This is a genomic window from Candidatus Poriferisodalis sp., assembly GCF_965203655.1.
GTDB lineage: Bacteria > Actinomycetota > Acidimicrobiia > Acidimicrobiales > Poriferisodalaceae > Poriferisodalis.
Map to the genome: position 1 here is coordinate 599,170 of NZ_CBDBDD010000009.1, position 24,905 is coordinate 624,074.

The 24,905-nt window shown below is 67.6% G+C and carries 23 protein-coding genes; 17 read left to right on the forward strand and 6 right to left on the reverse strand.

Annotated elements, in window-relative coordinates; translation table 11 throughout:
• Positions 1 to 6: 6 nt before the first annotated feature.
• The 5 genes from ACOGW9_RS14120 to ACOGW9_RS14140 all read left to right on the forward strand — a co-directional run bounded on the left by ACOGW9_RS14120 (position 7) and on the right by ACOGW9_RS14140 (position 5,777).
• Positions 7 to 936, forward strand: coding sequence for a phenylacetaldoxime dehydratase family protein (locus ACOGW9_RS14120; protein WP_419912325.1), 930 nt, complete (start codon positions 7 to 9; stop codon positions 934 to 936).
• Between the two features lie 84 nt (positions 937 to 1,020).
• Complete coding sequence (locus ACOGW9_RS14125; RefSeq protein WP_419913089.1) at positions 1,021 to 2,394, forward strand: pyridoxal-phosphate dependent enzyme; 1,374 nt, start codon at positions 1,021 to 1,023, stop codon at positions 2,392 to 2,394.
• Positions 2,394 to 3,593: a cystathionine gamma-synthase gene (locus tag ACOGW9_RS14130; protein WP_419912327.1), complete on the forward strand. Its 1,200-nt coding sequence runs from the start codon at positions 2,394 to 2,396 to the stop codon at positions 3,591 to 3,593. The genes ACOGW9_RS14125 and ACOGW9_RS14130 overlap by 1 nt, the downstream gene beginning before the upstream one ends.
• A 182-nt stretch (positions 3,594 to 3,775) precedes the next feature.
• Complete coding sequence (locus ACOGW9_RS14135) at positions 3,776 to 4,975, forward strand: ammonium transporter (RefSeq protein WP_419912329.1); 1,200 nt, start codon at positions 3,776 to 3,778, stop codon at positions 4,973 to 4,975.
• 91 nt (positions 4,976 to 5,066) lie between these two features.
• Positions 5,067 to 5,777, forward strand: a complete 711-nt coding sequence (locus ACOGW9_RS14140) for a histidine phosphatase family protein (RefSeq protein ID WP_419913091.1) — start codon at positions 5,067 to 5,069, stop codon at positions 5,775 to 5,777.
• Positions 5,778 to 5,824: 47 nt separating this feature from the next.
• On the opposite strand, the gene ACOGW9_RS14145 is transcribed toward ACOGW9_RS14140, so the two are convergent.
• Positions 5,825 to 7,108, reverse strand: a complete 1,284-nt coding sequence (locus ACOGW9_RS14145) for a M18 family aminopeptidase (RefSeq protein ID WP_419912331.1) — start codon at positions 7,106 to 7,108, stop codon at positions 5,825 to 5,827.
• A 7-nt stretch (positions 7,109 to 7,115) separates the two neighbouring features.
• Entirely contained in the window at positions 7,116 to 7,964 is an 849-nt protein-coding gene (locus ACOGW9_RS14150) for an LLM class F420-dependent oxidoreductase (RefSeq protein WP_419912333.1), read from the reverse strand.
• 164 nt (positions 7,965 to 8,128) lie between these two features.
• Between ACOGW9_RS14150 and ACOGW9_RS14155 the strand changes: the two genes are divergently transcribed.
• Both ACOGW9_RS14155 and ACOGW9_RS14160 read left to right on the forward strand, forming a co-directional pair.
• A complete protein-coding gene (locus ACOGW9_RS14155) occupies positions 8,129 to 8,911 on the forward strand; it encodes a hypothetical protein (RefSeq protein ID WP_419912335.1) in 783 nt (260 codons plus the stop codon).
• Between the two features lie 29 nt (positions 8,912 to 8,940).
• Positions 8,941 to 10,671 carry a SulP family inorganic anion transporter gene (locus tag ACOGW9_RS14160; RefSeq protein WP_419912337.1) on the forward strand — a complete coding sequence of 577 codons (1,731 nt, stop codon included), beginning with the start codon at positions 8,941 to 8,943 and terminating at the stop codon, positions 10,669 to 10,671.
• On the opposite strand, the gene ACOGW9_RS14165 is transcribed toward ACOGW9_RS14160, so the two are convergent.
• The gene (locus ACOGW9_RS14165) at positions 10,668 to 11,399 is read right to left on the reverse strand and encodes a DNA alkylation repair protein (protein ID WP_419912339.1); all 732 of its coding nucleotides are present in this window, start codon (positions 11,397 to 11,399) and stop codon (positions 10,668 to 10,670) included. The two genes, ACOGW9_RS14160 and ACOGW9_RS14165, sit on opposite strands and share 4 nt — an antisense overlap.
• Before the next feature lie 197 nt (positions 11,400 to 11,596).
• Between ACOGW9_RS14165 and ACOGW9_RS14170 the strand changes: the two genes are divergently transcribed.
• On the forward strand, positions 11,597 to 12,355 hold the full coding sequence (locus tag ACOGW9_RS14170; RefSeq protein ID WP_419912341.1) for a rhomboid family intramembrane serine protease: 759 nt from the start codon (positions 11,597 to 11,599) through the stop codon (positions 12,353 to 12,355).
• A gap of 25 nt (positions 12,356 to 12,380) precedes the next feature.
• On the opposite strand, the gene ACOGW9_RS14175 is transcribed toward ACOGW9_RS14170, so the two are convergent.
• A complete protein-coding gene (locus tag ACOGW9_RS14175; RefSeq protein ID WP_419912343.1) occupies positions 12,381 to 13,307 on the reverse strand; it encodes an EamA family transporter in 927 nt (308 codons plus the stop codon).
• Positions 13,308 to 13,446: 139 nt separating this feature from the next.
• Between ACOGW9_RS14175 and ACOGW9_RS14180 the strand changes: the two genes are divergently transcribed.
• From ACOGW9_RS14180 to ACOGW9_RS14210, 7 genes are all read left to right on the forward strand, one after another.
• Entirely contained in the window at positions 13,447 to 14,700 is a 1,254-nt protein-coding gene (locus ACOGW9_RS14180; protein WP_419912345.1) for a branched-chain amino acid ABC transporter substrate-binding protein, read from the forward strand.
• 109 nt (positions 14,701 to 14,809) lie between these two features.
• Complete coding sequence (locus tag ACOGW9_RS14185; RefSeq protein ID WP_419912347.1) at positions 14,810 to 15,955, forward strand: branched-chain amino acid ABC transporter permease; 1,146 nt, start codon at positions 14,810 to 14,812, stop codon at positions 15,953 to 15,955.
• Positions 15,952 to 17,775 carry a branched-chain amino acid ABC transporter permease gene (locus ACOGW9_RS14190; protein ID WP_419912349.1) on the forward strand — a complete coding sequence of 608 codons (1,824 nt, stop codon included), beginning with the start codon at positions 15,952 to 15,954 and terminating at the stop codon, positions 17,773 to 17,775. The genes ACOGW9_RS14185 and ACOGW9_RS14190 overlap by 4 nt, the downstream gene beginning before the upstream one ends.
• Entirely contained in the window at positions 17,772 to 18,572 is an 801-nt protein-coding gene (locus ACOGW9_RS14195; protein WP_419912351.1) for an ABC transporter ATP-binding protein, read from the forward strand. Before ACOGW9_RS14190 ends, ACOGW9_RS14195 begins: the two co-directional genes overlap by 4 nt.
• Before the next feature lie 67 nt (positions 18,573 to 18,639).
• On the forward strand, positions 18,640 to 19,953 hold the full coding sequence (locus tag ACOGW9_RS14200; protein ID WP_419912353.1) for a branched-chain amino acid ABC transporter substrate-binding protein: 1,314 nt from the start codon (positions 18,640 to 18,642) through the stop codon (positions 19,951 to 19,953).
• 163 nt (positions 19,954 to 20,116) lie between these two features.
• Positions 20,117 to 20,935 carry an ABC transporter ATP-binding protein gene (locus ACOGW9_RS14205; RefSeq protein WP_419912355.1) on the forward strand — a complete coding sequence of 273 codons (819 nt, stop codon included), beginning with the start codon at positions 20,117 to 20,119 and terminating at the stop codon, positions 20,933 to 20,935.
• A gap of 28 nt (positions 20,936 to 20,963) precedes the next feature.
• Positions 20,964 to 21,836, forward strand: coding sequence for a DUF1932 domain-containing protein (locus ACOGW9_RS14210; protein ID WP_419912357.1), 873 nt, complete (start codon positions 20,964 to 20,966; stop codon positions 21,834 to 21,836).
• A 78-nt stretch (positions 21,837 to 21,914) separates the two neighbouring features.
• On the opposite strand, the gene ACOGW9_RS14215 is transcribed toward ACOGW9_RS14210, so the two are convergent.
• Complete coding sequence (locus tag ACOGW9_RS14215; protein WP_419912359.1) at positions 21,915 to 22,811, reverse strand: LLM class flavin-dependent oxidoreductase; 897 nt, start codon at positions 22,809 to 22,811, stop codon at positions 21,915 to 21,917.
• Positions 22,812 to 22,935: 124 nt separating this feature from the next.
• On the opposite strand from ACOGW9_RS14215, the gene ACOGW9_RS14220 reads away from it, so the two are divergent.
• Entirely contained in the window at positions 22,936 to 23,730 is a 795-nt protein-coding gene (locus ACOGW9_RS14220; protein ID WP_419912361.1) for an SDR family NAD(P)-dependent oxidoreductase, read from the forward strand.
• A gap of 46 nt (positions 23,731 to 23,776) precedes the next feature.
• Complete coding sequence (locus tag ACOGW9_RS14225) at positions 23,777 to 24,364, forward strand: GGDEF domain-containing protein (protein ID WP_419912363.1); 588 nt, start codon at positions 23,777 to 23,779, stop codon at positions 24,362 to 24,364.
• A gap of 33 nt (positions 24,365 to 24,397) precedes the next feature.
• Here the strand turns inward: ACOGW9_RS14225 and ACOGW9_RS14230 are convergent, their stop codons facing one another.
• Entirely contained in the window at positions 24,398 to 24,889 is a 492-nt protein-coding gene (locus ACOGW9_RS14230) for a hypothetical protein (RefSeq protein WP_419912365.1), read from the reverse strand.
• Positions 24,890 to 24,905: the final 16 nt, after the last annotated feature.

The window sequence follows — 24,905 nt, forward strand, 5'->3', positions numbered from 1 at the left end:
GGCCGCATGGCTGCCAACCGGCCCGAGGGGCATACGCCTAGCGCGCCAGCGTGGTGCGTGGTCGACTTTCCCGAGCTGACGGCCTATTCGATGGTCTTCTCGAAGGGGCCTGACAACGCCGACACGCTGGTGGAGCTGCAGGCGGCGTTGACCGGCGGCGAGCACCGGCCCGATCACGTCGAGCGGGCCCGGGTCGTCAACTTCACCGACGAGGGCGACGACGCAGCCGAGGCCGAGGGCGACGTCGAGACCGTGTTCATGGCGTATTGGGTCGATCCGGCGGTCTACGAGCGTTGGCGGGATGGCTGCGATGTGCTCGAACGGGACGGGGTCTACTGCGAGACGGCCGTCATCCCGGCGGAGCGCTGGGAGACGATCGCGGGGACCAAGCGGCCGCTGCCGGGCGTGCGCAACCTGACTTCGGTGGACCTCACTGAGCTGCACGACTACTGGGGTGCTGCGCGCGACCGCATGGCGGCCAGCGCGGACGATCCGTTCGAGGCCGCTCCGGGTTCGCCGCTGCCCGCCAATCTGTGCCTCATCCGCTCGGGCCAGAAATGGGACGAGTGCCTCGACGACGAGCGCGAGATGTACTTCACCGACATCGAGCCGAAGCTGCGGGCCGGAATCGAGTTTCTGGCCGCCAACCGTGACTCCGGCTGCATCTCGAGCAGATTCCTGCGCGAGCAATCCATCGACGGCGAGGATCTCAAGTCCACGAGCTTCGTCGGCTGGTTCGACGACTTGGCGTCACTCGAAGCGTGGTCCCGGTCGCACTCCACGCACTTGGCCATCTTCCACTCGTTCCTCTCAACGGTGCATCTGCTGGGACGCCCGCCCAAGCTGCGGCTGTGGCACGAAGTATCGGTGCTGCCCGAAGGCGGCGTGGAGCTGGTCAACACCGAGCTGTCCCCGCTGGCCGAGCTGATCACCTGACAGCCGTGAAGTGGCTTCGGCGCGGCCCGCATCGCGTTCCTAGGCTGTGATGCCGTGACTGACGCCCACCCAGGGCCTTCGCCGATGCCCGAGGCCCTGAAGGGCCTCGACATTGCGTCGTCGGTGCTGGACCTTGTGGGCCGCACGCCGATGGTTCGGCTGAGGAAGGTCGAACCTGACATCGCAACGCCGGTTGTCGCCAAGCTGGAGACCACCAATCCCGGCGGCTCGGTGAAAGACCGCGCCGCGGTGGCGATGATCGACGCCGCCGAAGCCGACGGCTCGCTGCAGCCGGGCGGCGTGATCGTCGAGCCCACTTCGGGAAACACCGGCGTGGGCCTTGCCGTGGTCGCTGCGCAGCGCGGTTACCGGTGCATCTTCGTATGCACCGACAAGGTGGCACCCGAGAAGGTGGCGCTGCTGCGGGCCTATGGCGCAGAGGTGGTGGTCTGCCCGGTGGCGGTTGCGCCCGACGATCCACGCTCGTACTACTCGACCGCGGAGCGCCTGAGGAGCGAGACGCCAGGCGCATACTCGCCGAACCAGTACGGCAACCCGACAAACCCTCAAGCGCACTACGAGACCACCGGACCAGAGATCTGGGCACAGACCGAGGGTCGCATCACCCACTTCGTGGCGGGTGCAGGCACAGGCGGCACCGTCACCGGCGTAGGTCGCTATCTCAAAGAACAGGATCCCGGCATACAGGTCGTGATCGCTGACCCGCCGGAGTCGGTGTATGTCGGCGGCGACGGGCGGCCCTACTTGGTGGAAGGCATCGGCGAGGACTTCTGGCCGTCCACCTACGATCCCGGCGTCGTCGACCGTGGAATCCCCGTGACCGATGCCGAGTCGTTCGCGATGGCACGCCGGGTTGCCCGGCGCGAGGGCCTGCTGATCGGCGGCTCCGGCGGCACGGCAGTGGCGGGCGCATTCACCGTCGCAGCGGAACTCGATGCCGCCGGCCGCGCGGAGGAGTCGCTGGTAGTCACGCTCATCCCGGACTCGGGCCGGGGCTACCTCAGTCGGGTGTTCGACGACGAGTGGATGGCACAGATGGGGTTCCTGCCGCAGGAGCCTGGGCCCGGAACGGTGAGCAGCCTCGTCCACGGCGAGTTCGTGTTCGTACGGCCCGACGACACCGTGGCCGCTGCGCGGCAATGCATGGATCAGACGGGATTGCGTGCCGTTCCGGTATGCAAGGGCGAGATGCCCCTGGCCGCTGCTCAGGTGGTCGGTTCGGTGGCCCAAGACGGGCTGCTGGCGGTGGAGGGCAGCGCAAAGGTGTCTGCGGCGATCGAACCGCCTCTGCCTGCCGTCGGCATCGGAGAACCAGTCGGTCGAATCGCCGAACTGCTGGCCCGAGCCGACTTGCTCGCAGGACCCGAGGCGGTCGTGGTCTATGACCGGGGCAGGCCCGTTGCGACGCTCGGCGCGGACGCAATTGGAGGCAGTTGATGCTGGGTGGCGATCCGCAGGTCTCGGGCTTCGAGGATCCTGATGAGTTCGGCTTCGAGACCCGCGCTATCCGGGCGGGTCAGCCTCACGATCCCTATACGGGCGCGGTGGTCACGCCGATCTCGCTGGCCACGACGTTCGCCCAGGAGGCGGTCGGGCAACCCCGGCATGGCTACGAGTACGGCCGCACGGGGAATCCCACTCGTCACGCCTACCAGGTCTGCGTGGCGTCGCTGGAAGGCGCCCGCCACGGGTTTGCATTCGCCAGCGGGCTGGCAGCGTCGGATGCGCTGCTGCGGGTGCTGCGCCCCGGTGACAGCCTGCTGCTCGGCGATGACGCCTACGGCGGCACGTTCCGGCTCATCGACAAGGTGTTCGGCAACGCGGGCGTGGGACTCGCCGCGGTCGATCTCACTGCCCCCGACAAGATCCGCGACGCCTGGACGCCCAGCACGCGCATGGTGTGGCTGGAAACGCCCACCAATCCGCTGCTGACGGTGTTCGACATCGAGGCCATCTGCGCCGTCACGCACGAGCTGGGCGGCATCGTCGTGGTCGACAACACGTTTGCCACGCCGTACCTGCAGCAACCGCTGGCACTGGGTGCCGATGCCGTGCTGCACTCGGCCACCAAGTACCTCGGCGGCCACAGCGATGTGGTCGGAGGCTTTGTGGCCACCGACGACGACGAGCTGGCCGACCACTTGGTGTTCACCCAGAACGCCGTCGGCGCCGTGCCGAGCCCGTTCGACTGCTACCTGGCCTTGCGGGGCACCAAGACGCTCGGCGTGCGCATGGACCGTCACGGTGAGAACGCGCACGCGGTGGTCGAGTTGCTGGAGGAGCATCCGGCAGTGCGGTCAGTGCTCTATCCGGGGCGCCCCGATCATCTCGGACACGACATCGCCTGCCGCCAGATGAGCGGCTTCGGCGGCATGGTGTCGTTCCGGCTGCACGGCGGGAGAGCCGCAGCCGAGCAGGTCGCAGCGTCGACCAAGGTATTCACGCTGGCGGAGTCGCTGGGCGCAGTCGAATCGCTGATCGAGCACCCCGGCGCGATGACGCACGCATCCGTCGCCGGTTCGGCCCTGGAGGTGCCTGACGACCTGGTGCGGCTGTCGGTAGGGCTTGAGACGGAAAGCGACCTGCTGGACGACCTCGGCGCCGCCCTCGACACAGCACCTTCAGCAGCGAATTAGCTCCCGCGAGCAACCCTGAAACGTTCTCGCCTTCGGAGTGCAGGCGAGGACATCCCAGCCGAGAACGTGGTCTCCGGCGGCGGCACAGCGAATCCGCTGTGCGAGCGGCTCACCTGCAATGATGTGCGGATCAGCCGCCCCATTGCCCGCTAGCGCATGCGCGCGCAACGAGGAGAGAAGTGATGGAAGGCAACATCGCCTGGATATTGACCGCAGCGGCCCTGGTGCTGTTCATGGTGCCGGGGCTTGCGCTGTTCTACGGCGGCATGGTGCGCGCCAAAAACGCGCTGAACATGCTCAATATGAACATGTGGTGCCTCGGCATCGTGCCGGTGATCTGGGTGCTCGTCGGCTACAGCTTGGCGGCGGGCGAGAGCGGCCTGCCGATCATCGGCGATTTCTCGATTGTCGGCATGAAGGGCATTCACGGCGCCGAGGGATTGGCAAAGTTCGCGTTCCTGATGACGTTCGCCGCAATCACTCCAGCGCTCATCTCCGGTGCAGTCGCGGACCGCATGAAGTTCTCGGCTTGGATGGTGTTCGTCCCCGTGTGGTCGCTGCTGGTGTACGCACCGGTCGTGTACTGGGTGTACGGCGCAGATGGTTGGATCTTCAACTTGCCCGCCCACGACTTTGCCGGCGGCACCGCCATCCATGTGAACGCCGGCGCCGCCGCTATGGCGCTGGCGCTCGTCGTGGGCCGGCGCTCAGGCTGGCCCGACAACCGGCCCGTTCCGCACAACGTCCCCTTCGTGATGCTGGGTGCGGGCATCCTGTGGTTCGGCTGGTTCGGCTTCAACGCAGGATCGGCCTTGGCGGCCAACGGTGCGGCGGCGCAGGCATTCGTGAACACATTCATTGCTGCCGCGGCCGGCATGGTGGGCTGGGCATTCGCCGAATACGCACGGCACCAGCGGGTGTCCACCATCGGCATCGCCTCCGGCGTTGTCGCAGCGCTGGTGGCCATCACACCTGCGGCGGGCTTCGTCGGTTCGATGCACTCGCTGGCATTCGGCGCGATCGCCGGCGTGGTGTGCTTCTTTGCCATCGAGGCCAAGTTCCGGGTCGGCTTCGACGACAGCCTCGACGTCGTCGGCATCCACTGGGTGGGCGGCGCGGTCGGCGGCATCCTGCTCGGCTTCTTCGCCGATGCCTCGGCGGTCCCCGGGGGCGACTTCATCGACGGCGTGTTCTTCGGCGGCGGTGTGCTGCTGTGGAACCAGGTGCTCTCGATCGCCGTGGTCACCGCGTACTCGTTCGCTGCGACATGGATCATCGCCAGCGTGATCAAGGCGACCATGGGCATCCGGGTCTCGCCCGAGGTCGAGATGGCCGGCATCGACGTGAGCGACCACGGCGAGGCCGCGTACCAGATCGAATAGCACCGCGAAGGGCCGTCCCTGCGAGACACGGCGGAGCAGGCGTTAGCTTGCCGGCGTGACACGCGCAGAGACACCGGCTTCAAGCGGCGAGATTTACGACAATTACGACCTCGCGCCGTCCGATACCGAAGTCCGCCAGTTTGAGCAGCAGCGGTGGATCCGGCCGCCGGGCGCAACCGAGGTGCTGCTGGTGCGCCACGGCGCGTCCCAAGCCTTCATTCCGGGCGAGCCGTTCCCCATGCTCGGCGAGCAAGGCGACCCGGCGCTGGCCCCGAAGGGGCACGACCAGGCTGCGGCGATGGCGAACCGGCTGGCGCACGAGCCGATCGACGCGCTGTACGTATCGTCGCTGCAGCGCACCCAGCAGACGTTCGCGCCGCTTGCCGAACGGCTGGGCATGATCCCGACGATCGAGCACGATCTGCGCGAGGTCGCCCTGGGCGAGTGGGACGGGGGGCGGATCCGCCAGTACGCCGCCGACAATCACCCGCTGTACGAGCGCCTGCACATCGAGCGGCGCTGGGATGTCATCCCCGGTGCCGAGTCGAACGAGCAGCTCATCGGCCGGTGCATGGCCGCCCTCGGGCGCATCGCCGACGCACATCCTGACCAGCTCGTGGCAGCATGCGTGCACGGCGGCGTCATCGGCGCGGTGCTGGCGCACATCACCGGGTCCACACCGTTCTCCTTCGGCGGATCCGACAACTGCTCGATCACCCAGGTGGTGCGATGCGACGGCGACTGGGTATTGCGCCGGTTCAACGACTGCTCGCACCTCGACGACCACCTGCACCACGCCTGAGCTGTGGAGCCGCATTCAGAGGGAATCCCCCACGCGCGCGAGCGGCGCTAGCGCGCAGCGAGGAAGGCGCCGAGTGCGGCCGTGAGCATGGCGGCGTCATCGCTGCCGCCGAGCTCGCGGGCAGAGTGCATCGACAGCTGGGGTGAGCCCACGTCGACGACGCTCATGCCGAGCCGGGAGGCCGTGATGGGCCCGATGGTCGAGCCGCACGGCAGGTTCCCCCGATGGGAGTAGATCTGATGCGGCACGCCGGCCGCGTCGCACGCCGCCGCGAAGCGGGCGTGGGTGCGCGCATCGGTGGCGTAGCGCACGTTGACGTTGGTCTTGATGACCGGGCCGCCGTTCAGCCGCGGCAGGTGCTGGGGCTCGTGGCGTTCGGGGTAGTTCGGATGTACCGCGTGGGCGCCGTCGGCTGAAACGCACAGCGAGCGGGCCACCGCCCGCAAGTACTGCTCACGGCTGGCGCCGAGGCAGTGGGCGATGCGCTCGAGGGCATCGGCGAGGATCGGGCTGCCGGCGCCGGTGGCGGAGTCGCTGCCGATCTCCTCGTGGTCGAACAGCACGACGACCGCTGCAGTGTCGGTGGGCACGGCATCCAGCCCGGCCAGGGCCTCGACGGCTGCATGACACGAAGCGAGGTTGTCGATGCGACCGGCTGCGTACATCTCGCCGTCGCGTCCGAGTCGGGTCGGCGGGGTGAGGTCGTGTGCCATGACATCCCACGCCAGCACGGCGTCGGGCTCCACGTCGAGCTCCGCTGCCAGAAACTCACGGAATCCATCGGCGCTCGGCTCGCCCAGCCCCCACACCGGGGTCATGTGCTGCTGGCGATCCAGCTTCAGCCCGTCGTTCACGTCCCGATCGAGGTGGATCGCCAGCTGCGGGACGCGCAGCAGCGCCCGGTCGCACCGCCACAGCACCGTCTGTGGGCCGTCGCCAACCTCGGTGGCAACCGTGACCCGGCCCGACAGTCCGAGGTCGCGGTCGAGCCAGGAGTTGAGCAGCACACCGCCGTAGATCTCCACCCCGAGCTGGCGATAGCCGAGCGTGCCGCTGTCGGGCTGGGGTCTGATCCGTAAGTTGGGACTGTCGGTGTGTGCGCCTATCACGCTGAAGCGCAACCGCTCAGGGTCGACCCCAGCGCCAGCCCGTACGGCCACCACGGTGCCGCCATCGCGCACCACGAGGCCCTGCGCAGCATCGAGTCCGTTCCACGATGCGCTGCGGCCGGTCTCGATGCAGCCAGCGGCGATCAGTCGCTCGACGGCCGAAGCAGCCGCGTGAAACGGTGACGGTGACGCCTCGATGAACTCGAACAGCGAGTCGAGCATGCGGCCCCTAGGCGTCGGCGTACGCCGTGATGATGTCCCGGCTGAAATCGTCGAACTTGGATCGGGACATCGGGTTTACCACCAGCCGACTCACGCCGATGGCGGCAACCTGCTCGATCCACTCCGGCGTCGCCGGTCCCATAGTCGTGAATTCGATCTTCTCGGGGTCTCGTCCCGTCTTCTCGGCGCAATGCTTGGCGTGCTGGTACAGCATCGCCATCTCTTCGAGATCGCCAGACACGGGGAAGAATCCATCTCCGTGCTCGCCTGCGCGGCGAGCGGCGCGCTTGCTGTCGCCGCCCACGATGATCGGCACCGGACCGACAGGTTGCGGTCGGCAATAGACCCGGTCAAACGAGACGTGCTCGCCCATATAGGAGCAGACCTCGTCGCGCCACAGCGACTGGTAGGCCTCGAGGTGCTCATCGGTGATGTCGCCGCGGTCGGCAAACGACACGCCCAGCGCGTCGAATTCCTCCTCCATCCATCCGGCGCCGATGCCCAGCAGTACCCGGCCGCCCGAGAGGCGGTCGAGCGTGGCAACCGCTTTTGCCGTGACGGCGAAATTGCGCTGCGGGACGATGAGGATGCCGGTGCCCAGCTTGATCTCGGAGGTCACCGACGCCACGAAGGCCATCCACATCAGCGGATCGGGAATGTCGATGTCGTCCCGCTTGCCGGGCATCTTGCCGTCTTCGGCGTACGGGTATGGCGTCTGGTAGCCCTCCGGCACCACCACATGCTCGACAGTCCAGAGCGACTCGAAGCCTGCCGCCTCGGCTTCCTGTGCATACGCGATGGCAGTCCCGCCGTCCACCTGCGGACCCGTGTTTGCCAGTGTCATGCCGAACTTCACAGTGCACTCCTGTCGTTCTCGTGTCGGCACGTTGCGATGCCGAGGTACCTCGTTCGCCAACGGCCGGCACGACCCTACTTCGGTGATGCAGATATCTCCCGGGCGCAGCCGACGTTGCGCCCTGTCTGCACGCCTGAGCAAGTTTGACGGCCTACGCTGCGGGAATGCGAAAGATCCTGGCTCTCTCACTCGCAATCGTGTTCTTGGTCGCTGCATGCGGCGGCGACGATCCGCCTCCCGCCACTGAAGCGGCGGCACCGACCACCGCTGCGCCCACCACCGTTGCCACGACGGAGGCCCCGCCACCCACCACCACCGAGGCGCCGCCGCCCACGACAACCGAAGCGCCGCCGCCCACCACAGCGGCCCCGCCGCCCACGACGACAGAGGCGCCGCCGCCGCCGACCACCGAAGCTGCCGCACCGGAGGCCGGCGCGCTGCCCCCAGCGGTGGAAGGCACCCTGCTCGAAGGCCAGACACCCGAGGGCTTTGACACCCTGCAGACCGCCACCAACATTCCGCGAGCCGAAACCTGTCCCGGCACTCCGGCCTACGGCGGGATCGTGCCGGTGGCGTACTCCGAATCGGTCTGGGCAGCCGATCCGCTCACGGGACCGTTCCTCGATGTCTCCATCTCCCGATTCGAATCGGCTGACGTAGCTTCGCAAGCCTTCAACAACTACCGCGTCGAGATCGTTGCCTGCGGCGAGTTCCCCGAGCCGTCGACTGGCGCGGTGGGTGCGTTCGTCGAAGGCGAAGACCCCGCTCTGGGCGACGAGTCGTTCGGCACCGACTACACGGCCACCTTCCAGGGGCTTCCCGTCAACCGCTACGGAGTCCTCGTACGCATCGGCGACTCGATCTACAGCTCGGGTGCCACCCATGTCTTCGTGGATCCCGACAAAGCCACCGTGCTGGAGGCGCTGAACACCTTCCTCGGCCAGTAGCCGAGCGGTCGGCCTGACTCGGCGTTGACATGCCAACGCTGAAGACGCCGACGCTGAACTACAGCGCAGAACAGCTGCGCGGGGACGTCTTCGGAGGTCTCACTGCAGCGGTGGTGATGCTGCCGCTCTCGCTGGCGTTCGGCGTGGCTTCGGGCCTCGGCGCCATTGCCGGGCTCTACGGCGCCGTCGCCGTCGGATTGCTCACCGCGCTCGGAGGCGGCACCAAGACACAGATCTCGGGACCGACAGCGCCGCTGTCGGTGGCGATGTCGGTGGTGGTGGTCGATTACGCCGGGGGCGACATCAACAAGGCGCTGGCCATCATGGTGCTGGCGGGAGCCCTGCAGATCGTGCTGGGTGCGCTGCGACTGGGCAGCTTCGTGGCCTACACGCCCTACCCCGTCGTCTCGGGGTTCACGTCGGCTGTCGGTGTGATCATCATCGTGGTGCAGCTCATCCCGCTGCTCGGACACGAGGTAGCGCTCGGCGGCGTGGCGGCCTCGATCAGCGCGCTGCCGGATGCCGTCGGGAACATCGACGCCAGCGCGGCCGCGCTCGGCGCCTTGGCAATCGTGATCTGCTTGTTCTGGCCACGGTCATTGGGGCGGTTCCTGCCCTCTTCGGTGGCTGCCCTTCTGATTGCCACGGTGGTCAGCGTGCTGTGGATCGACGATGTCGCGGTGATCGGCGATGTGCCGTCCGGCCTGCCCGACTTGGTGGTGCCGAGCTTCGACTGGGCCGGCATCGGCGGTGCCTTGCCCCCTGCCATCACGCTTGCCCTGCTCGGCTCGATCAACAGCCTGCTGACGGCGAGAGTCGCCGACTCGATGACCCGCGATTCGCATCACCCCAATCGCGAGCTGATCGGCGTCGGCACCGCCAACTTCCTGTCAGCGTTCATCGGGGCCGTGCCCGGTGCGGGGGCCACGTCGGCCACCGTTGCAAACGTCAAGGCGGGTGGCCGCTCGCGGGTGTCCGGAGCGCTGTGCGCCGTGGTGCTGGGTGCGCTGGTGCTCGGGTTGGGGCGGTTCGCCGAGGTCATCCCGCATCCGGTGCTCGCCGGCATCCTCATCAAGATCGGCTTCGACATCATCGACTGGCAATACGTGGTGCGGGTGCGGCGAACGCAATTCGACCAATACGCCGTCATGGGCCTCACCTTGGGCCTGTCGATCGTGTCCGATCTTCTCCTGGCAGTCGGCGCCGGCCTGCTTGCGGCCGCAATGACTGCCTCCCGGCAATTCGAGCGTCTTGAGCTCGACAACGTGGTCTCGACCCCGCTGCTCGACATGACGTTCCTGAACGTGCCAGACCCCGATGCCACCGACGAGGCTGCAGCCCCCGCGGTGCCCAGCTTCGACCTCGACGGCCCCGACCCGTTCGCAGCCCGCACCGGCCTGCTGTCGTTGCGAGGCACGTACACGGCGGCCTCGTCGATCAAGCTGTTCAACACGATCAACCACGATGTGGAAGAGCATGAGGTGGTGATCTTCGACTTCACCGACACGCGCTATATGGACGACAGCGCTGCGTACATGGTCGGCCAGCTCGTCGATGTCGCCGTCGACTCCGGCACCAAGTGCATCGTGATGGGTCTGGAAGGCTCACAAGCGACGAACGTCAGGGAGCTGAACGTGCTTCGCAGTGTGCCCGTCGATCAGTTCGTGGATGATCTCGACGCTGCCCGGATTGTCGCCCGCCGGCTCCTCGACAGCCCCGGCGGCGGCGAGAACGGTGGCAGCGAGGACGGCGAGGGCTAAGCGCCGGGCTTCGCAGCCGCTTTGGCTGCTGCCTTGGCGGCTCGGCGTGCCGCCATCTTTCTTCGATGTTCCAGCGTGCGATCGATGTAGGGCGCGATGGCAGGCGTCTTGCAGCCCGTCTCGCCGTGGTCGACCTGTACGGGCCCGATGCGGGCGTCCAGCTCGAGCACCGAGCGTCGGAGGTTCTCGTCCCGCAACGCGATCGCGATGAGCACGCCGTTCATCTCGTGACGCACCCGATTCGGCCGCTCGGCGATCTCTGCGTCGATCTGCCTCACCAGGCCACGCAATTCACTGGCGGACCAGATGTCAGCCTGCTCGGCGGTACAGGCCACGATGAACCAGCCCACCGACGCAGGCCACTCCTTGGGCGAATCTCGCCACTCGTCGCTGAGCGCGCGTGCATGTGGCGCCTGTGACAGCAGCCCTCCCAACGCCTCGGCGAGGATGTAGTTGTCGACATCACGAAGCCATCGTCGAGCCTGTGTCTTGGTCATGGCGGACGCATCGGCGACACGCAGCGCCAGCACCCGAGCGTCGTGATTGGCTGAGATCCACAAGTCTGCCGCGAGCGCATGATCGGTCTTGAGCGGCTTGGCGATAACGCCCAAGTCCTTGTAGCTGACACCGAACATCGGCTCGGCGGCACCATGGCGGGCATACACCTTGCGATTCTGCGCCGTTCCGGCGAGCCGCAACTGCGCCATCACATCCTGCAGTGTCGACATAGCAACCAAGCTTTCTGAAACGTCCCTGACAGATGTGGGGACAGCTAAACCGGCAAATGCTACGTCGCTGCGACTGCACATGCTCGAGCGTTTGCAAGAGGGCTTGAAACTACAGCGGGTTACAGGTGCCCGAATGCGCGCGCCCAGACGGAACGCTGCTGCGGCCGGCATGTACACAACTCGTAGGGTTCAGGGCCGTGCGTGGACTTGGCGTTCGGCGGGGCGGGCAGCCGCTGGCGACCGTCGCGCTCGCTGCTGTCTCGGTGGCGATCTTCTTCCTGACTCACGACTTCGTGCGGGTGCTGTCGCTCACCCGCCGTTCCCTGAGCGACTCGGCCCTTGAGGGCTACAGCACGTTCGGTCCCTACATCGCCGAGTGGGGGGAGTGGTGGCGCGTCGCGACCGGCACCTTCTTGCACGCCGATCTGCGTCACTTGATCTTCAACATGCTGATCCTGTACCTGCTCGGTCGCAGGCTGGAGCACACGGTCGGTCCCGCCCTGCTGGCGGGCACGTATGTCGTTTCCCTGCTGGGCGGTTCGGCGGGTGCGCTGCTGCACCGCCCTGATGTGGCAGCTGTCGGGGCATCAGGGGCGGTATACGGCGTCATGGGCGCGGCCTATGTCGTGGAGTACCTGCGGGGCGGCAACCCGTGGCGAGACGGGCTCGGCACCCTGATCCTCATCAACGTGGTCTTCTCGTTCCTCGTTCCCAACATTTCGATCGGCGGTCACCTCGGCGGTCTGGCAGCGGGCGTGCTGGCGGGCTTTGCGATCGGCGACACCAGCCGGCGCCGTCACCCGCCCACGCTGGCGGAGCGGCTCTCGAATGAGCCCATCGACACGCGGATGCGGCGATCGCCGGTCATGATCTGGGGGCTGCTGGCGCTCATCGCCGCAGCGGGGTTCGCCGGAGCACTGGCGGCCGCGACCACCTGGCGCAGCCCGCTCTTCTAGCGACGGGCCGTTGGCGCCCAGCCGCTCAGGGCACGACATCGCTCGGCGCCGGGTCCGACTCCCGGTTGATCACGATCGCCGCAATCACCGCCACGATGCCCGCGACCTCACGCACACTGGGCACCTGCGACAGCCACACGAGCCCTATCAGCGTCGCAGTGACCGGCAGCAGCGCCTGCAGCAGGGCGAATCTCGCCCGTGCCAGCCGCTGCATCACGAGCTGGTCGATGCCGTAGGGGATGACGTTTGACAGCACGCCCGCCGCCACGCCGCCTGCCAGCAGCAGCGGCGCGCCCACCGCGGCGCCCAGCCCGCCGGCGCCACCGGCACCGTCGGCGATGCCCACCGGGCTGATCACCAGGGCACCGATGAGCATGCCCACGCCGAGCCCGTCCACTGCCATCCCGGCACGGGCCACCCGATGCCCGAGCACGATGTATCCGGCCCACAGCGCTCCGGCAATCAACGAGAACAGCGCCCCGAGCTGGGCCTCGGGCGGCGCGAATCCCGCCAATGCCACCACCCCGCCGACGGCCAGCGCCAGCGCCCCGCCCGACCGCAGCGTTCGGGTGCCGAATGCCGCCACGGCAATCGGCCCGATGAACTCGATCGCCACCGAGTTCCCCAACGGCACCCGCTCGATCGCCAGGTAGAAGAACAGGTTCATTGACGCCAGCGCCGCCCCGAATGCTGCCGTCCACGCCAGTTCGGTGTATGACCAGCGCCGCCGCCACGACCGGCGCAGCAGCACCACCACCGCTCCGGCACCGGCCACCCGCAGCAGTGCGACCGTGCCCGGCCCCAGCTCGTCGAACAGCTCGAATGCCGTGGCAGCACCCAGGTACTGCGACACGGCGCCCACGGCGAACAGCGCCTCCGGCGACACCCGTCCCGCTCCCCAACTTCGTACGACAGGTGCGCTCAATAGGTACCTTCCCGTGGCAGTCGTCATCTAGGGTCAGGGCAAGACGCATACAGCTTGGCGAACCATGCTGGCGCTCGTGCACGATGCAGGTGGCTGCGGCAGCGAGTGACGGCGCGCGAGGAATCTCGCGGGGCCTCGTCGGGCCAACTCAGGGAGGAACATGCGCATGAACAAGAAACTGCTGACACTCTTTGCGGCGCTCGTCGCGTTGTCGCTCGTTGCTGCCGCATGCGGTGAAGATCGGCCTGAAGCAGGCGCGCTTGGCGTGGTGGAGGTCAATGAGGGCGAGGAGGTCCAGATCCGTTCGCTCAACGCCATCACGGGAGATGTGGCTTTCTTGGGGCTGCCCAATCAGCGTGGCGTCGAGCTGGCCATCGAGCACTTCGGCCCGATTCACGGTTTCGGAGTTGACATAGGAACCGGCCTCGACGACTTGTGTTCGGCCGACGGCGGTCAGGCGGCGGCGCAGGCGATCGTGGCCGATGACAGCGTCGTGGGAGTCATCGGGACATCCTGCTCGGGAGCGGCCGTCGCAGCGGCACCGCTCATCACCAATGCGGGCATGGTGATGATCTCGCCGTCGAATACGTCACCTGCTCTGACGTCGGACTTGGCAGGCACAGCAGGCGAGAACTACAGCGTCGGCTACTACCGGACAGCTCACAACGATCTCTACCAAGGCGCCGCCATGGCAGAGTTCGTCTACGAGGAACTGGGCTTGACCAGCGCTGCTGCCATTCACGATGGCGATCCCTACACACAGGGCCTCGCCCAGGCATTCGCAGATGCCTATGAGGAACTCGGCGGCACCGTCACCGGATTCACGGGTGTCAACAAGGAGGACACCGACATGGTGCCTGTCTTGACCGAGATAGCGGCTGGCGGGCCGGACGCGCTGTTCTTCCCGATTTTCCAACCTGCAGGCGATCACGTTGCCGCTCAGGCGTCCGGCGTCGCCGGACTCGAGAACGTGGTGCTGCTCGCGGCTGATGGCTTGCTCACGGACGGATTCTTGGAGCTGTCGCAGACAGCAGGGATGTACTTCTCGGGTCCTGACGTGCGATTCGGCGACAACACCAACGAGAGCACAGGCCGCACCGCGGACGATTTCTTGGCCGAGTACGAGACCCTGTACGGCGGGGCACCCGAAGCCGCTTTCTGGGCACATTCGTACGATGCGACCACGTTGCTGCTTGAAGCCGTCGAGGCAGCCTCCTACGTGGACGGCGACACGCTGGTCATCGACCGTCAAGGCGTTCGGGACTATCTCAACGGCGTCAGCGACTACAGCGGCTTGATCGGGTCCATCAGCTGCGATGAGTTCGGTGACTGCGGCGCGCAGCGGATCACCGTCATCCATCATGAGGATCCGAACGACATCGCTACGAGCAAGGCAAACGTAGTCTTCGAGTACCCCTGATCGTGTCGTGCGGTGACGCTCAGCGACCCGCGGCGCGGCCCGGTTGGACCGTGTCCGGTCGCACTGCGCCCGTGCGAGGCGTGGGTGGCCGCGCGCTACCTGGGCTCGGATGAACCGGCCTGACGCGGGCGTCTCGCGCGCGGCACGCACCGGCCGCCGACGCAGTCGCCGTACAAGAGTCGACTGGTTTCTCACGGTCCTGCGGGTGGCGGTGATCGCTGTGGTCGCGGTCGGCGTGCTGGCCTTCATCGCCCAAGAGATCGACCCCGACAACCCGTTTGCCCGCTGGGCGAACCCCGATGCCACCGGCCTCACCGGGGCGCAGTTCCGCGGCTTGGTGATCTCGGGTATCGCCCAAGGATCGATGTACGGGCTGATCGCGCTCGGGTACTCGATGGTCTACGGCGTGCTGGGGTTCATCAACTTCGCCCACGGCGAGGTGTTCATGGTGGGCGCCATGACCGGCATGATCACATCGAACAAGCTGGCCGACGCCGGCCTGTGGGAGTCGAACTTCGTCGGCTCGCTGGTGTTCATCGTGGTGGTGTCGATCATCGTGTCGTCCCTGACTGCGGTGATCATGGAGCGGGTCGCGTACCGGCCGCTGCGGGGTTCGCCACGGCTCATCCCGTTGATCACCTCGATCGGCGTGTCGTTCTTCCTGCAGAACGCGTCGGTGGTGCTGCTGGGGCCGGCCAGCAAGTCGTACCCCGACGTGCCGGACTGGGTGAAGGCCAAGCACACGTTCTTGCAGATCGAGGGCGCCAAGATCCTGGTGATCGTTGTGGCGGCGCTGTCGATGGCAGCCCTGTGGTACTACGTCGATCGCACCAAGACCGGCAAGGCGATGCGGGCGGTGGCCGAGGACGCCGAGATAGCGGCCCTCATGGGCATCAACGTGAACCGCACCATCGTGAAGGTGTTCGCGGTGGGCGGGGCCATGGCCGGCATGGCGGGGATCCTGTGGGGAATCCTGTTCCGCAGCGTCATCCACACCACCGGTTTCCTGCCGGGCATCAAGGCCTTCAGCGCGGCGGTGGTGGGCGGCATCGGCCACCTCGGCGGTGCAATGGCGGGCGGGCTGTCGATCGGCGTGGCCGAGTCGGTCGGGCCGCTGCTGATCCTGGAGCCGTTGGGCGTGAGCGGGGTGTCGCAGCTGCGCGACGCCGTGGCGTTCTCGATGCTGATCATCGTGCTGCTGGTGAAGCCGGCTGGCCTGTTCGGCGAGCGGCTGCCTGCGGAGGACCGGGCATGAGCCTCGCCGCGCCGCCCGAGCCGAGCTCTGCCAGCGCCGACGCGCCGCCGCGCCCGCCGTTCGCCCAGGACTGGCGCCGCATCGCCCGCATGGGCGCCATCGGCGCCTTCGGGCAGATCTTCATCTCGCTTTCCAACATGCCCGTCAAGCTCGACGGCCGGGCGATCATCGAGGGCGTCCTCAGCCTGGGCTACCTCTCGCTGGTGGTGCTGCCGCTGGCGGCAGGCAGCCGCGTCGGCCACCAGATCCGGCGCAAGGGCGTGCCGTTCCACCGTCCAGGTGCCCACGAGGTTGTCGGCGGGGCCGCATGCGGTGCGCTCGTCGGCGGGGGACTGTCGCTGCTGGCAGTGCTCATCGCCAACTTCGACCTGCGCGAGCCCCTGGTCAACTGGAGCCCGATCCTGGCGGACTTGCTGGCGTTCAACCGCGGCACGGCGTTTGCGGTGGTCATCTGGCTCGCCGTCGGCGCGGCCGTCGGCGCTGTGGGCGGGCTGCTGCGGATGGTGACGCCGCTGGCGCGGCGCGTGCTGTGGACCATGGCGCTCACGCTGTTCGGCGCTGCGGTGCTCGAATCGCTGACCACCGACTTGGCCGAGGGCATGGGCATCGAGGCGCTGATCGACTGGTTCTATGCCCCCCGCGGTGGGCTCACCATCACCGGCGCGATCGCCCTCGCAGCCGGATCGGGCGTGCTGGCGCTTGTGGGCCGGGGCCGCATCAGGGGGGCCAAGGTCCGCATCGATGCGCTCGAAGGCCCTGCCCGCAACCGGGCGCAGGGGGGCCTGATCCTGGCCACGGCCGCGGTGCTCGTCATCCTGCCGATGTTCGCCGGCAAGCTCACCAATGAGCTGCTGGCCAACGTGGGCCTGTTCGTGCTGCTGGCGCTGGGGCTGAACATCGTCGTCGGCCTCGCCGGCATCCTCGACCTGGGCTACGTCGCGTTCTTTGCTGTCGGCAGCTACAGCGCGGCGGTGCTCACCGCTGCCGCATCGCCGCGCATCAACCCCGAGCTGCCGTGGTTCGTGGCCCTCATCGGCGTCGTGATCCTGACCGGGCTGGTGGGGTTGTTCATCGGCGCCCCGGTCATCCGCATGCGCGGCGACTACCTGGCCATCGTCACGCTCGGCTTCGGCGAGATCATCCGCCTGCTGTTCCTGTCGGACTGGCTGTCGGGCTGGTTCGGCGGCTCCCAGGGCATCACCAACATCCCGGGTGCGGAGATCTTCGGATTGGCCGAGGTGGCCGGAACCGATCCGCGCAGCGTCTTCTATCTCGTGCTCGCGTTCTGCGCGATCGCGATCTATGTCTCGTGGCGCTTGGAGCGGTCGCGCATTGGCCGCGCCTGGATGGCGGTGCGCGAGGACGAGACGGTGGCCGAGGCCATGGGCATCAACACGGTCAACGTCAAACTGCTGGCGTTTGTCGTGGGTGCGGTGCTCGGGTCGTTCAGCGGGGCGATCTTCTCGGCGAAGGTCGGCTCGGTGTTCCCCGCCAGCTTCCTGATCCTGGTGTCGATCGTGATCCTGGTGGTGGTCATCTTCGGCGGCATGGGCAACATCGTCGGCGTCATCGCCGGCTCGGCGGTGCTGATCGGCGTGCTCGGCGGGCCGAAGCAGCCGGGCTTGCTGGCCGAATTCTCCGAGTTCAAGCTGCTGATCTACGGCGCACTGCTGGTGTGGATGATGCTGGCGCGGCCCGAGGGCCTGATCCCGAGCGTGCGCCGCACCCGAGAGCTGCACCAGGAAGAGCTGGCCCAGGATGCCTGGCTGCGAGGCCAGACCGAGGATGAGCACGTCGAGAGCAGCGAGGGTCGCTCATGAACGCCCCAGCCGCCGAGCCCATCCTCGAGGCCCGCAGTCTCAGCGTCGACTTCGGCGGCCTGAAAGCCCTCGACGGGCTGGACATGGCGGTCTACCCGGGCGAGATCGTGTCGGTCATCGGTCCCAACGGCGCCGGCAAGACCACGCTGTTCAACGCCATCACCGCCACGGTGGCTGCCAGCGAGGGCGACATCCGCTTCGAGGGCGAGTCGCTGATCGGTCTCGACCCCAACCGGGTCACCTCCCGGGGCATCGCCCGCACCTTCCAGAACGTTCGCCTCTTCGCCAACATGACCGTGCTCGAGAACGTCATGGTGTCCCAGCACTGCCGCACCCGCCAGAGCGTGTTCGGGGCGCTGCTGTACACCAAGGCGTTCCGCGACGAAGAGGCCGAGATCACCGAGCGGGGCAAGCAGGTGCTGTCGTTCTTCGGTCACCGACTCGTCGGCTACCGCTTCGACCAGCCCGCCTACACCTTGTCCTACGCCAATCGCCGCCGGCTCGAGATCGCCCGCGCCATGGCCACCCAGCCCAAGTTGATCCTGCTCGACGAGCCCGTTGCCGGCATGAATCCCACCGAGTCGGCCGAACTGACGGGCCTGATCGGGCGGCTGCGCGATGAGTGGGGCTTCGCCATCGTGGTGATCGAGCACGACATGGAAGTGGTGCGCGAAGTCTCCGACCGGGTGGTGGTGCTGGATCACGGTGTGAAGATCGCCGAGGGCGACTACGCCGATGTCTCGGTGGACCCGCAGGTCATCGAGGCGTACCTCGGCCGGAGCGCGGCAGGCTCATGAGCGCCGAACGTCCCGATTCTTTCGTCGGTGCCCTTGTGCACCACAGTGCGGTCGCGCGATGAGAACGATGTCGAAACTCCGGGTGCCCCGGCTGACGGTTCTGCTCGCAGTCGTGACTGCCATGGCATTCGCAGCCGCCGCGTGCAGCGCGGACGCGGGCCAAGACGCTGATCTCAACGTCGGCTCTGCCGGCACGGCGGCCGGCGAGAGTTCGCTCGGCGTCGTGGAGGTCCAAGAGGGCGATGCCATCCAGATCCGCTCGCTCGAAGCCATCACCGGCGACTATTCGATCGTCGGCCTCGCGATCGACCGCGCTACCGCTATTGCGGTGAACGACTACGGCCAGATCAACGGATTCGATGTTGATCTCGGCGCGAGCCTCGACGACCTGTGCTCGAGCGACGGCGGACAGGCTGCTGCCCAAGCCATCGTCGCCGACTCCGATGTCGTCGGAGTCATCGGGACGTCGTGTTCGAGCGCAGCTATTGCCGTGGCACCGCTGGTGACGGCTGCCGGCATGGTGATGATCTCCGGAGGTGCTACGTCTCCCGCGCTCACATCGGATCTGGAAGGCAACCCGGGCCCGAACTACAGCCCGGGCTTCTACCGCACCGTCACCAACGACGTATTCCAAGGCGCGGCGATGGCCAAGTTCGTGCATGACGATCTGGGCTTGAGCACTGCAGCGGCGATCCACGACGGCGACCCCTTCACCCAAGGCCTGGCCCGGGCCTTCGCCGCTGCGTTCGAGCGGGAGGGCGGCACGATCACGCGCCTGTCGGCCATCAACAAGGAAGACAGCGACATGGTGCCGGTGCTCACCGAGATCGCCGCAGCTCGTCCCGAGGCGCTGTTCTTGCCCATCTTCCAGCCGGCAGGCGACTTCGTGGCCAACCAGGCACCGGGAGTGCCGGGCCTCGAAGACACCGTGCTGGTTGCGGCTGACAGCCTGCTGAACCTCAATTTCCTGTCCCTGCCGCAATCTCAGGGCATGTACTTCACGGGTCCCGACCGGCGTTTTGCGGGCAATGTGAACCAGAGCACCGGCAAGACCGCTGACGATTTCGTGGCCGCATACGAGGACCTGTACGGCCACAAGCCCGGCTCGCCGTTCTGGGCGCATGCCTACGACGCCACGACACTGCTGCTGGACGCCATAGCGGCCGCATCGCGGGTGGACGAGGGCACCCTCATCATCGACCGGGCAGGCATTCGGGAGCACCTCGACAGCGTGCGCGGTTATGAGGGGCTCATCGGCCGCATCGCCTGCGATTCGTTCGGCGACTGCGGCTCCAACAAGCTCGTCGTCGTTCGCAACCTCGGCGGCGAGTCCAATGCCGAAGCCAGCATGGAGAACATCGTGTTCTCCTACGCTCCCTAGGGGCTGAGCCGAATGGCGAAGCCGTGGCCCGAGCGGCCCGTGAGCGCGGCGAACAAGAGCGGGAAATAATGGCAATGCGACGCGCAGGTGCTCCATTCGGCGCATGCTCTTCGAGGATGCAGGGGAACCAACGGTGTGCGCGGCTGCAATGTCGCCCTGCCCGATGAGCGGCACAGCACGCGCGGACATCCGGCGCGAGGGCGCTGCCGCAGCCGCGAGCACGCCGCTGCTCGAGATGCGCAAGGTGAACGCGCACTACGGGGCCGTGCATGCCTTGCGCGACGTCGACCTGTCGATCTACGAGGGCGAGCTGGTGTGCCTGCTGGGCGGCAACGCCAGCGGCAAGTCGACGACGCTCAAGACGCTGCTGGGCATGCTCAAGCCCACCTCCGGCGAGGTGGTGCTCGACGGTGAGGTCGTCAACGAGCGCCCGACCAGCTACCGGGTTGCCCGGGGCGTCACGATGGTTCCCGAGAACCGGCGCCTGTTCAAGCGGCTCACGGTGCGAGAGAACCTGCAGCTCGGCGCCTATCTCCGCAAGGACAGCGACGACATCGCAGCAGACATGGAGCGTGTCTACGAGCTGTTCCCTCGAGTCAAGGAGCGGTTGGCTCAGAAGGCGGGCACGCTGTCGGGCGGCGAGCAGCAGATGGTGGCCATCGGCCGGGCGCTCATGTCCCAGCCCCGTGTGCTGCTGATGGATGAGCCGTCGATGGGGTTGGCACCGGCGCTGGTGCAGCAGAACTTCGAGCTGATCTCCCAGATTCACGAGGCTGGCATGACGGTGTTCATGGTGGAGCAGAACGCCAACATGGCACTCGGCATCGCCGATCGGGGCTGGGTGCTGCAGACGGGTCGTGTGGTGCTGGACGACACCGCTGAGGCCTTGCTGGCGAATCCGGCGCTGCGCACGTCGTATCTGGGCGGCGGCCAGGGCGACAGCGGCAACGAGGCAGGCGAGGGATCCGCAGGGGAGTCCTAGTAGCAGCGAGCCTGCTAGGACTGGCTGCGTGAGCGAGGCCTCAGGCGGGCAGGTGCCTGACGACGCCGTGACCGGGGTCCTGCACCCCGGCGACATGGGCGTGACCGTGGCTGCGGCCTGTGCGGGCACGGTGCTGTGGGCCAGCGAAGGTCGATCGACCGCGACCTGCGAGCGTGCTGCCAGCGCCGGCCTCACCGATGCGGGCGACTTGGCATCGTTGGCGGCCGCGGCTGACATGGTGATCTCGATCTGCCCGCCCCACGGTGCCGAAGCACTGGCCGCCACCCTGGCCGATGCCGGCTTTGCGGGCTGTTACGTCGACGCCAACGCTGTCTCGCCGGCTACTGCCCGGCGCATCGCAGCCCGCTTTGAGCACTTCGTTGACGGCAGCGTGATCGGTCCGCCGGCGCGAGAACCCGGAACCACGCGGCTCTACCTCGCAGGCCCCGACGCCGCTCGTGTCGCAGCGAGGTTCGCCGGGTCGCTGCTGGACGCCCGCGTGCTCGACGGTGGCGACATCGGCGCTGCCTCGGCGCTGAAGATGGCCTACGCGTCATGGACCAAGGGCACCAACGCGCTGCTGGTGGCGGTGGCGGCCTTGGCCGCTGCCGAGGGCGTGTCGGACGAGCTGACCGCCGAGTGGGGTCTGTCCCAATCAGGCCTGTCGCAGCGATTGACGTACACCGCGATCCGATCCGCACCCAAGGCGTGGCGCTGGGTGGGCGAAATGGACGAGATCGCCGACACGTTCGCCGCGGCTGGCCTGCCCGACGGCTTCCACCGCGCCGCCAGCGAGGTATTCGCCCGCCTCGGCGAATTCAAGAACGCCCGCAGCGCCTCCGTCGAGCAGATGCTCGAAGCGCTGCTGAACCCCGCAGCACCAGCCGACGACGCCGGCTGACGCTGAACGGCTTGACCACTCGGCTGTTCGGCTCTGTAGAGGCAGCATCGCGTCGGCGAAAGCCGAACGGTGCAGCCTCTAGTTCTGCAACGGCAGGACGGCGCTGGCGACGCCTTCGAGCTCCGCGAACCAGTCGTCAGGCTCGCCCACCAGCACGGGCACGAACTTCGACGCGCCCACCTCGATGAAGCGCTGGATCTGGTCGCGCAAGCCGTCCCAGCCGGTCGGGATGATGTCGCCCGGGTCGGCATCAGGCGCCCGCCGCTCGAGGATGGCCTTGTAGCCAGGGCTGATCTCGCCGTGCGTGTAGGGGATGAGCACGCCGAAGTGCTCGGGATCCATCCAGCGTTCGTGCTCGTCGGCGGCCTCGTTCACGATCTTCCAGCCCGCCGCAGCGATGTCGGGCGTGCAGAACGACGGCAGCCATCCGTCGCCGAAGCGTCCGCAGCGGCGCAGCTCCACCTCGGCTGCCCCGCCCAGCCAGATGTCCATCGGCTTCTGCGCCGGCTTCGGCAGCAGCGACACTTCGTCGTAGTGGTACCAGTCGCCATGATGGGTGACGGGCTCGTCTTCCCAGAAGCGCTTCAGCAGCGGCAGGGCCTCGTTGAACATCTTGGCCCGCTGGCGGCGCTCGACACCGAAGGCTGCCTGCTCGTGCACATCGGCCACGCCCAGACCGAACGCGGGCAGCAGCCGGCCGTCGGACAGCCGATCGAGGCTGGCCAGCTCCTTGGCCAGCACCGCGAGGTTGCGCCCGGGCAGCACCAGCACCGACATGCCGAACTTCATGCGCTTGGTGCGGCCCGCTGCGTACGCGAGTCCCACGATCGGATCCGGGCATTCGCCGCCGAGCCGTTCGCTCAGCCACAGCGAGTCGAAGCCGTTGTCTTCCAGCGCATCCACGAACGGGTCGAAGGTGGCGTGGTCGTTGGTGAAGCTGCGCGTGCCCAGCCCGAAGCCGATCCGGATCTTCATGGCCCACACGCTAGGGCACTGCTGCCGCCTCGACCCGGGCCTCCAGCGTGGCGCCGATCCGATGGCGAGTGCAGACATCTCGTACCCTCGGACGTCGCGTGCACTTGGTGACGAAGGAGCGTCGATGAACGAGCCAGCAGCGAATGGGCAGATCGACCTGACTTCGCCGTTCCGGCTCGACGGGCAGGTCTGCTTGGTGACCGGTGCATCGAGCGGATTCGGGGTCCGCTTTGCCCGAGTGTTCGCAGCCGCGGGCGCCAAGGTGGCGGTGGCTGCCCGGCGAGCCGATCGGCTGGAGGCGCTGGCTGCCGAGCTGCCCGACGCGCTTGCCGTGCCGTGCGATGTCGGCGATGACGACGCCTGCCGCGACCTCGTAGCACAGGTACTGGACCGCTACGGCAAGATCGACGTGCTGGTCAACAACGCCGGGGTGAGCGACGCCATCAACCCCGGTGAGCAGGCCGACATCGACAGCTTCCGGCACGTCGTCGACATCAACCTCAACGCATGCTTCCTGCTGGCGGGGCTCGCTGCCGCCGACATCATCGGCCGTGAGGCGCGTGGCAGCATCATCAATGTGGCCTCGGTGCACGGTCATGTGGCATCCGCTCCGAACCTGCAGCCTGCCTACGCGGCGTCGAAGGCGGGCCTGGTGAACCTGACCCGCGACCTGGCCGTGCAGTGGGCGACGCGGGGCGTACGGGTCAACGCGCTGTGCCCCGGTTATTTCGAGACGGAGCTGACGGCGCCGATGTTCGACGACGATCGCTCGATGGCATGGATCAGCAGGAATGCTCCGATGCGGCGTCCTGGCTCGGAGCACGAGCTGGACGGGGCGCTGCTGTTCCTGGCCAGCGACGCCAGCAGCTATGTGACCGGCAGCTCGCTGATGGTGGACGGGGGCTGGACCGCCCGATGAGCGCGACCCGCCGCCTCGGTACGCGTCCGCAGTGCGGAGGTGCTTGGTGAGCCGGCGGGATGCATCGAGGCTGCGAGTGGGCGCAGCCGCACTGGCGGCGGCCTTCGGCGGCGGGGTCTGGTGGGCGTCGGGCCGTCGGCGGCGGGCGTGGCGCACCGATGCCCTCACGGGAGTCCCGACCCGCGACGGGGCACTGGCCCACTTGCGCGCCGAGCTGGTGCGCTCTTCGAGGTCTGGACGGGTGGTCGGCGTGGCGTTCTGCGACATCGATGCCTTCAAGCAGGTGAACGACCACCACGGCCATCTCGCCGGCGATCTGGTGCTGGTCACGGTGGCGCAGTGCCTGCAAGGCGCGGTGCGGCCGTCCGATGTGGTGGCTCGTGTCGGCGGTGACGAGTTCGTGGTGGTGTGCGGCGGGCTGCGCAGCGCCGACGACATGGAGGTCATCGTCGCCCGCCTGCATGCGGCACTGGGCGGAACGTCGATGGCGAGCGGCACTGCCGATCCGCTTGCCGAGATGGGTGTCACGGTGAGCGTCGGCAGCGCCACCGGTCGTGGCGGCGAGGTATCTCCCGGCGCCCTGCTGCACGCAGCCGACCGGTCGATGTACCGCCAGAAGGGCCAGCTGCCCTAGCGCCTCTCAATCGAGCCGGCTAGGAGCAGCGGGCTAGCCCAGCGCGGGGGTGCCTTCGAAGTTGCCTGGGTCGCCCTCGGTGGGCAGCACCGGGCGCATTCGCCAGTCCATGACTTCTTCCACGCCGGTGATCACGTCGTACCACTCGTCGGCATCCCAGCCTTGGGCCGAGCCGAGCACGCTCGCATCCTGGGCGAGGTGCACGAGGGCGGGAAGCTGTTCGAGCTCCAGGGCACGGACGAACTCCCGATCGGGGTCCAGCAGCACCAAGTGCTCGTCAGCGAAACGGCCCAAGAAGCTGCGAGCGCCGTCGGCATCGGTGCAAACCACGAACGCGCAGCGGATGTCGGCCTCCTCGTAGTGGAACAGCACGCGCGACGCCGTGGGCAGGATCCAGCCGCTCTGGCGGGTGTACGGGTCGATGATCACCACGAGTAGGTTGAAGACCACGAGCCATTCGGCCAGCGTGTGACCGTGGCCGGTGACGGTCTCGAGCTTGATGTCGGCGGAAGGCGCAGCAAGCACGGCAGGCAAACTAGCG

What these genes read in the sequence shown, in the direction of transcription:
- ACOGW9_RS14120 (WP_419912325.1), top strand. Translation starts at nt 7, where the DNA reads ATGGCTGCCAACCGGCCCGAGGGGCATACGCCTAGCGCGCCAGCGTGG.
- ACOGW9_RS14125 (WP_419913089.1), top strand. Translation starts at nt 1,021, where the DNA reads ATGCCCGAGGCCCTGAAGGGCCTCGACATTGCGTCGTCGGTGCTGGAC.
- ACOGW9_RS14130 (WP_419912327.1), top strand. Translation starts at nt 2,394, where the DNA reads ATGCTGGGTGGCGATCCGCAGGTCTCGGGCTTCGAGGATCCTGATGAG.
- ACOGW9_RS14135 (WP_419912329.1), top strand. Translation starts at nt 3,776, where the DNA reads ATGGAAGGCAACATCGCCTGGATATTGACCGCAGCGGCCCTGGTGCTG.
- ACOGW9_RS14145 (WP_419912331.1), bottom strand. Translation starts at nt 7,108, where the DNA reads ATGCTCGACTCGCTGTTCGAGTTCATCGAGGCGTCACCGTCACCGTTT.
- ACOGW9_RS14155 (WP_419912335.1), top strand. Translation starts at nt 8,129, where the DNA reads ATGCGAAAGATCCTGGCTCTCTCACTCGCAATCGTGTTCTTGGTCGCT.
- ACOGW9_RS14160 (WP_419912337.1), top strand. Translation starts at nt 8,941, where the DNA reads ATGCCAACGCTGAAGACGCCGACGCTGAACTACAGCGCAGAACAGCTG.
- ACOGW9_RS14165 (WP_419912339.1), bottom strand. Translation starts at nt 11,399, where the DNA reads ATGTCGACACTGCAGGATGTGATGGCGCAGTTGCGGCTCGCCGGAACG.
- ACOGW9_RS14175 (WP_419912343.1), bottom strand. Translation starts at nt 13,307, where the DNA reads ATGACGACTGCCACGGGAAGGTACCTATTGAGCGCACCTGTCGTACGA.
- ACOGW9_RS14180 (WP_419912345.1), top strand. Translation starts at nt 13,447, where the DNA reads ATGAACAAGAAACTGCTGACACTCTTTGCGGCGCTCGTCGCGTTGTCG.
- ACOGW9_RS14185 (WP_419912347.1), top strand. Translation starts at nt 14,810, where the DNA reads ATGAACCGGCCTGACGCGGGCGTCTCGCGCGCGGCACGCACCGGCCGC.
- ACOGW9_RS14190 (WP_419912349.1), top strand. Translation starts at nt 15,952, where the DNA reads ATGAGCCTCGCCGCGCCGCCCGAGCCGAGCTCTGCCAGCGCCGACGCG.
- ACOGW9_RS14195 (WP_419912351.1), top strand. Translation starts at nt 17,772, where the DNA reads ATGAACGCCCCAGCCGCCGAGCCCATCCTCGAGGCCCGCAGTCTCAGC.
- ACOGW9_RS14200 (WP_419912353.1), top strand. Translation starts at nt 18,640, where the DNA reads ATGTCGAAACTCCGGGTGCCCCGGCTGACGGTTCTGCTCGCAGTCGTG.
- ACOGW9_RS14205 (WP_419912355.1), top strand. Translation starts at nt 20,117, where the DNA reads ATGAGCGGCACAGCACGCGCGGACATCCGGCGCGAGGGCGCTGCCGCA.
- ACOGW9_RS14215 (WP_419912359.1), bottom strand. Translation starts at nt 22,811, where the DNA reads ATGAAGATCCGGATCGGCTTCGGGCTGGGCACGCGCAGCTTCACCAAC.
- ACOGW9_RS14220 (WP_419912361.1), top strand. Translation starts at nt 22,936, where the DNA reads ATGAACGAGCCAGCAGCGAATGGGCAGATCGACCTGACTTCGCCGTTC.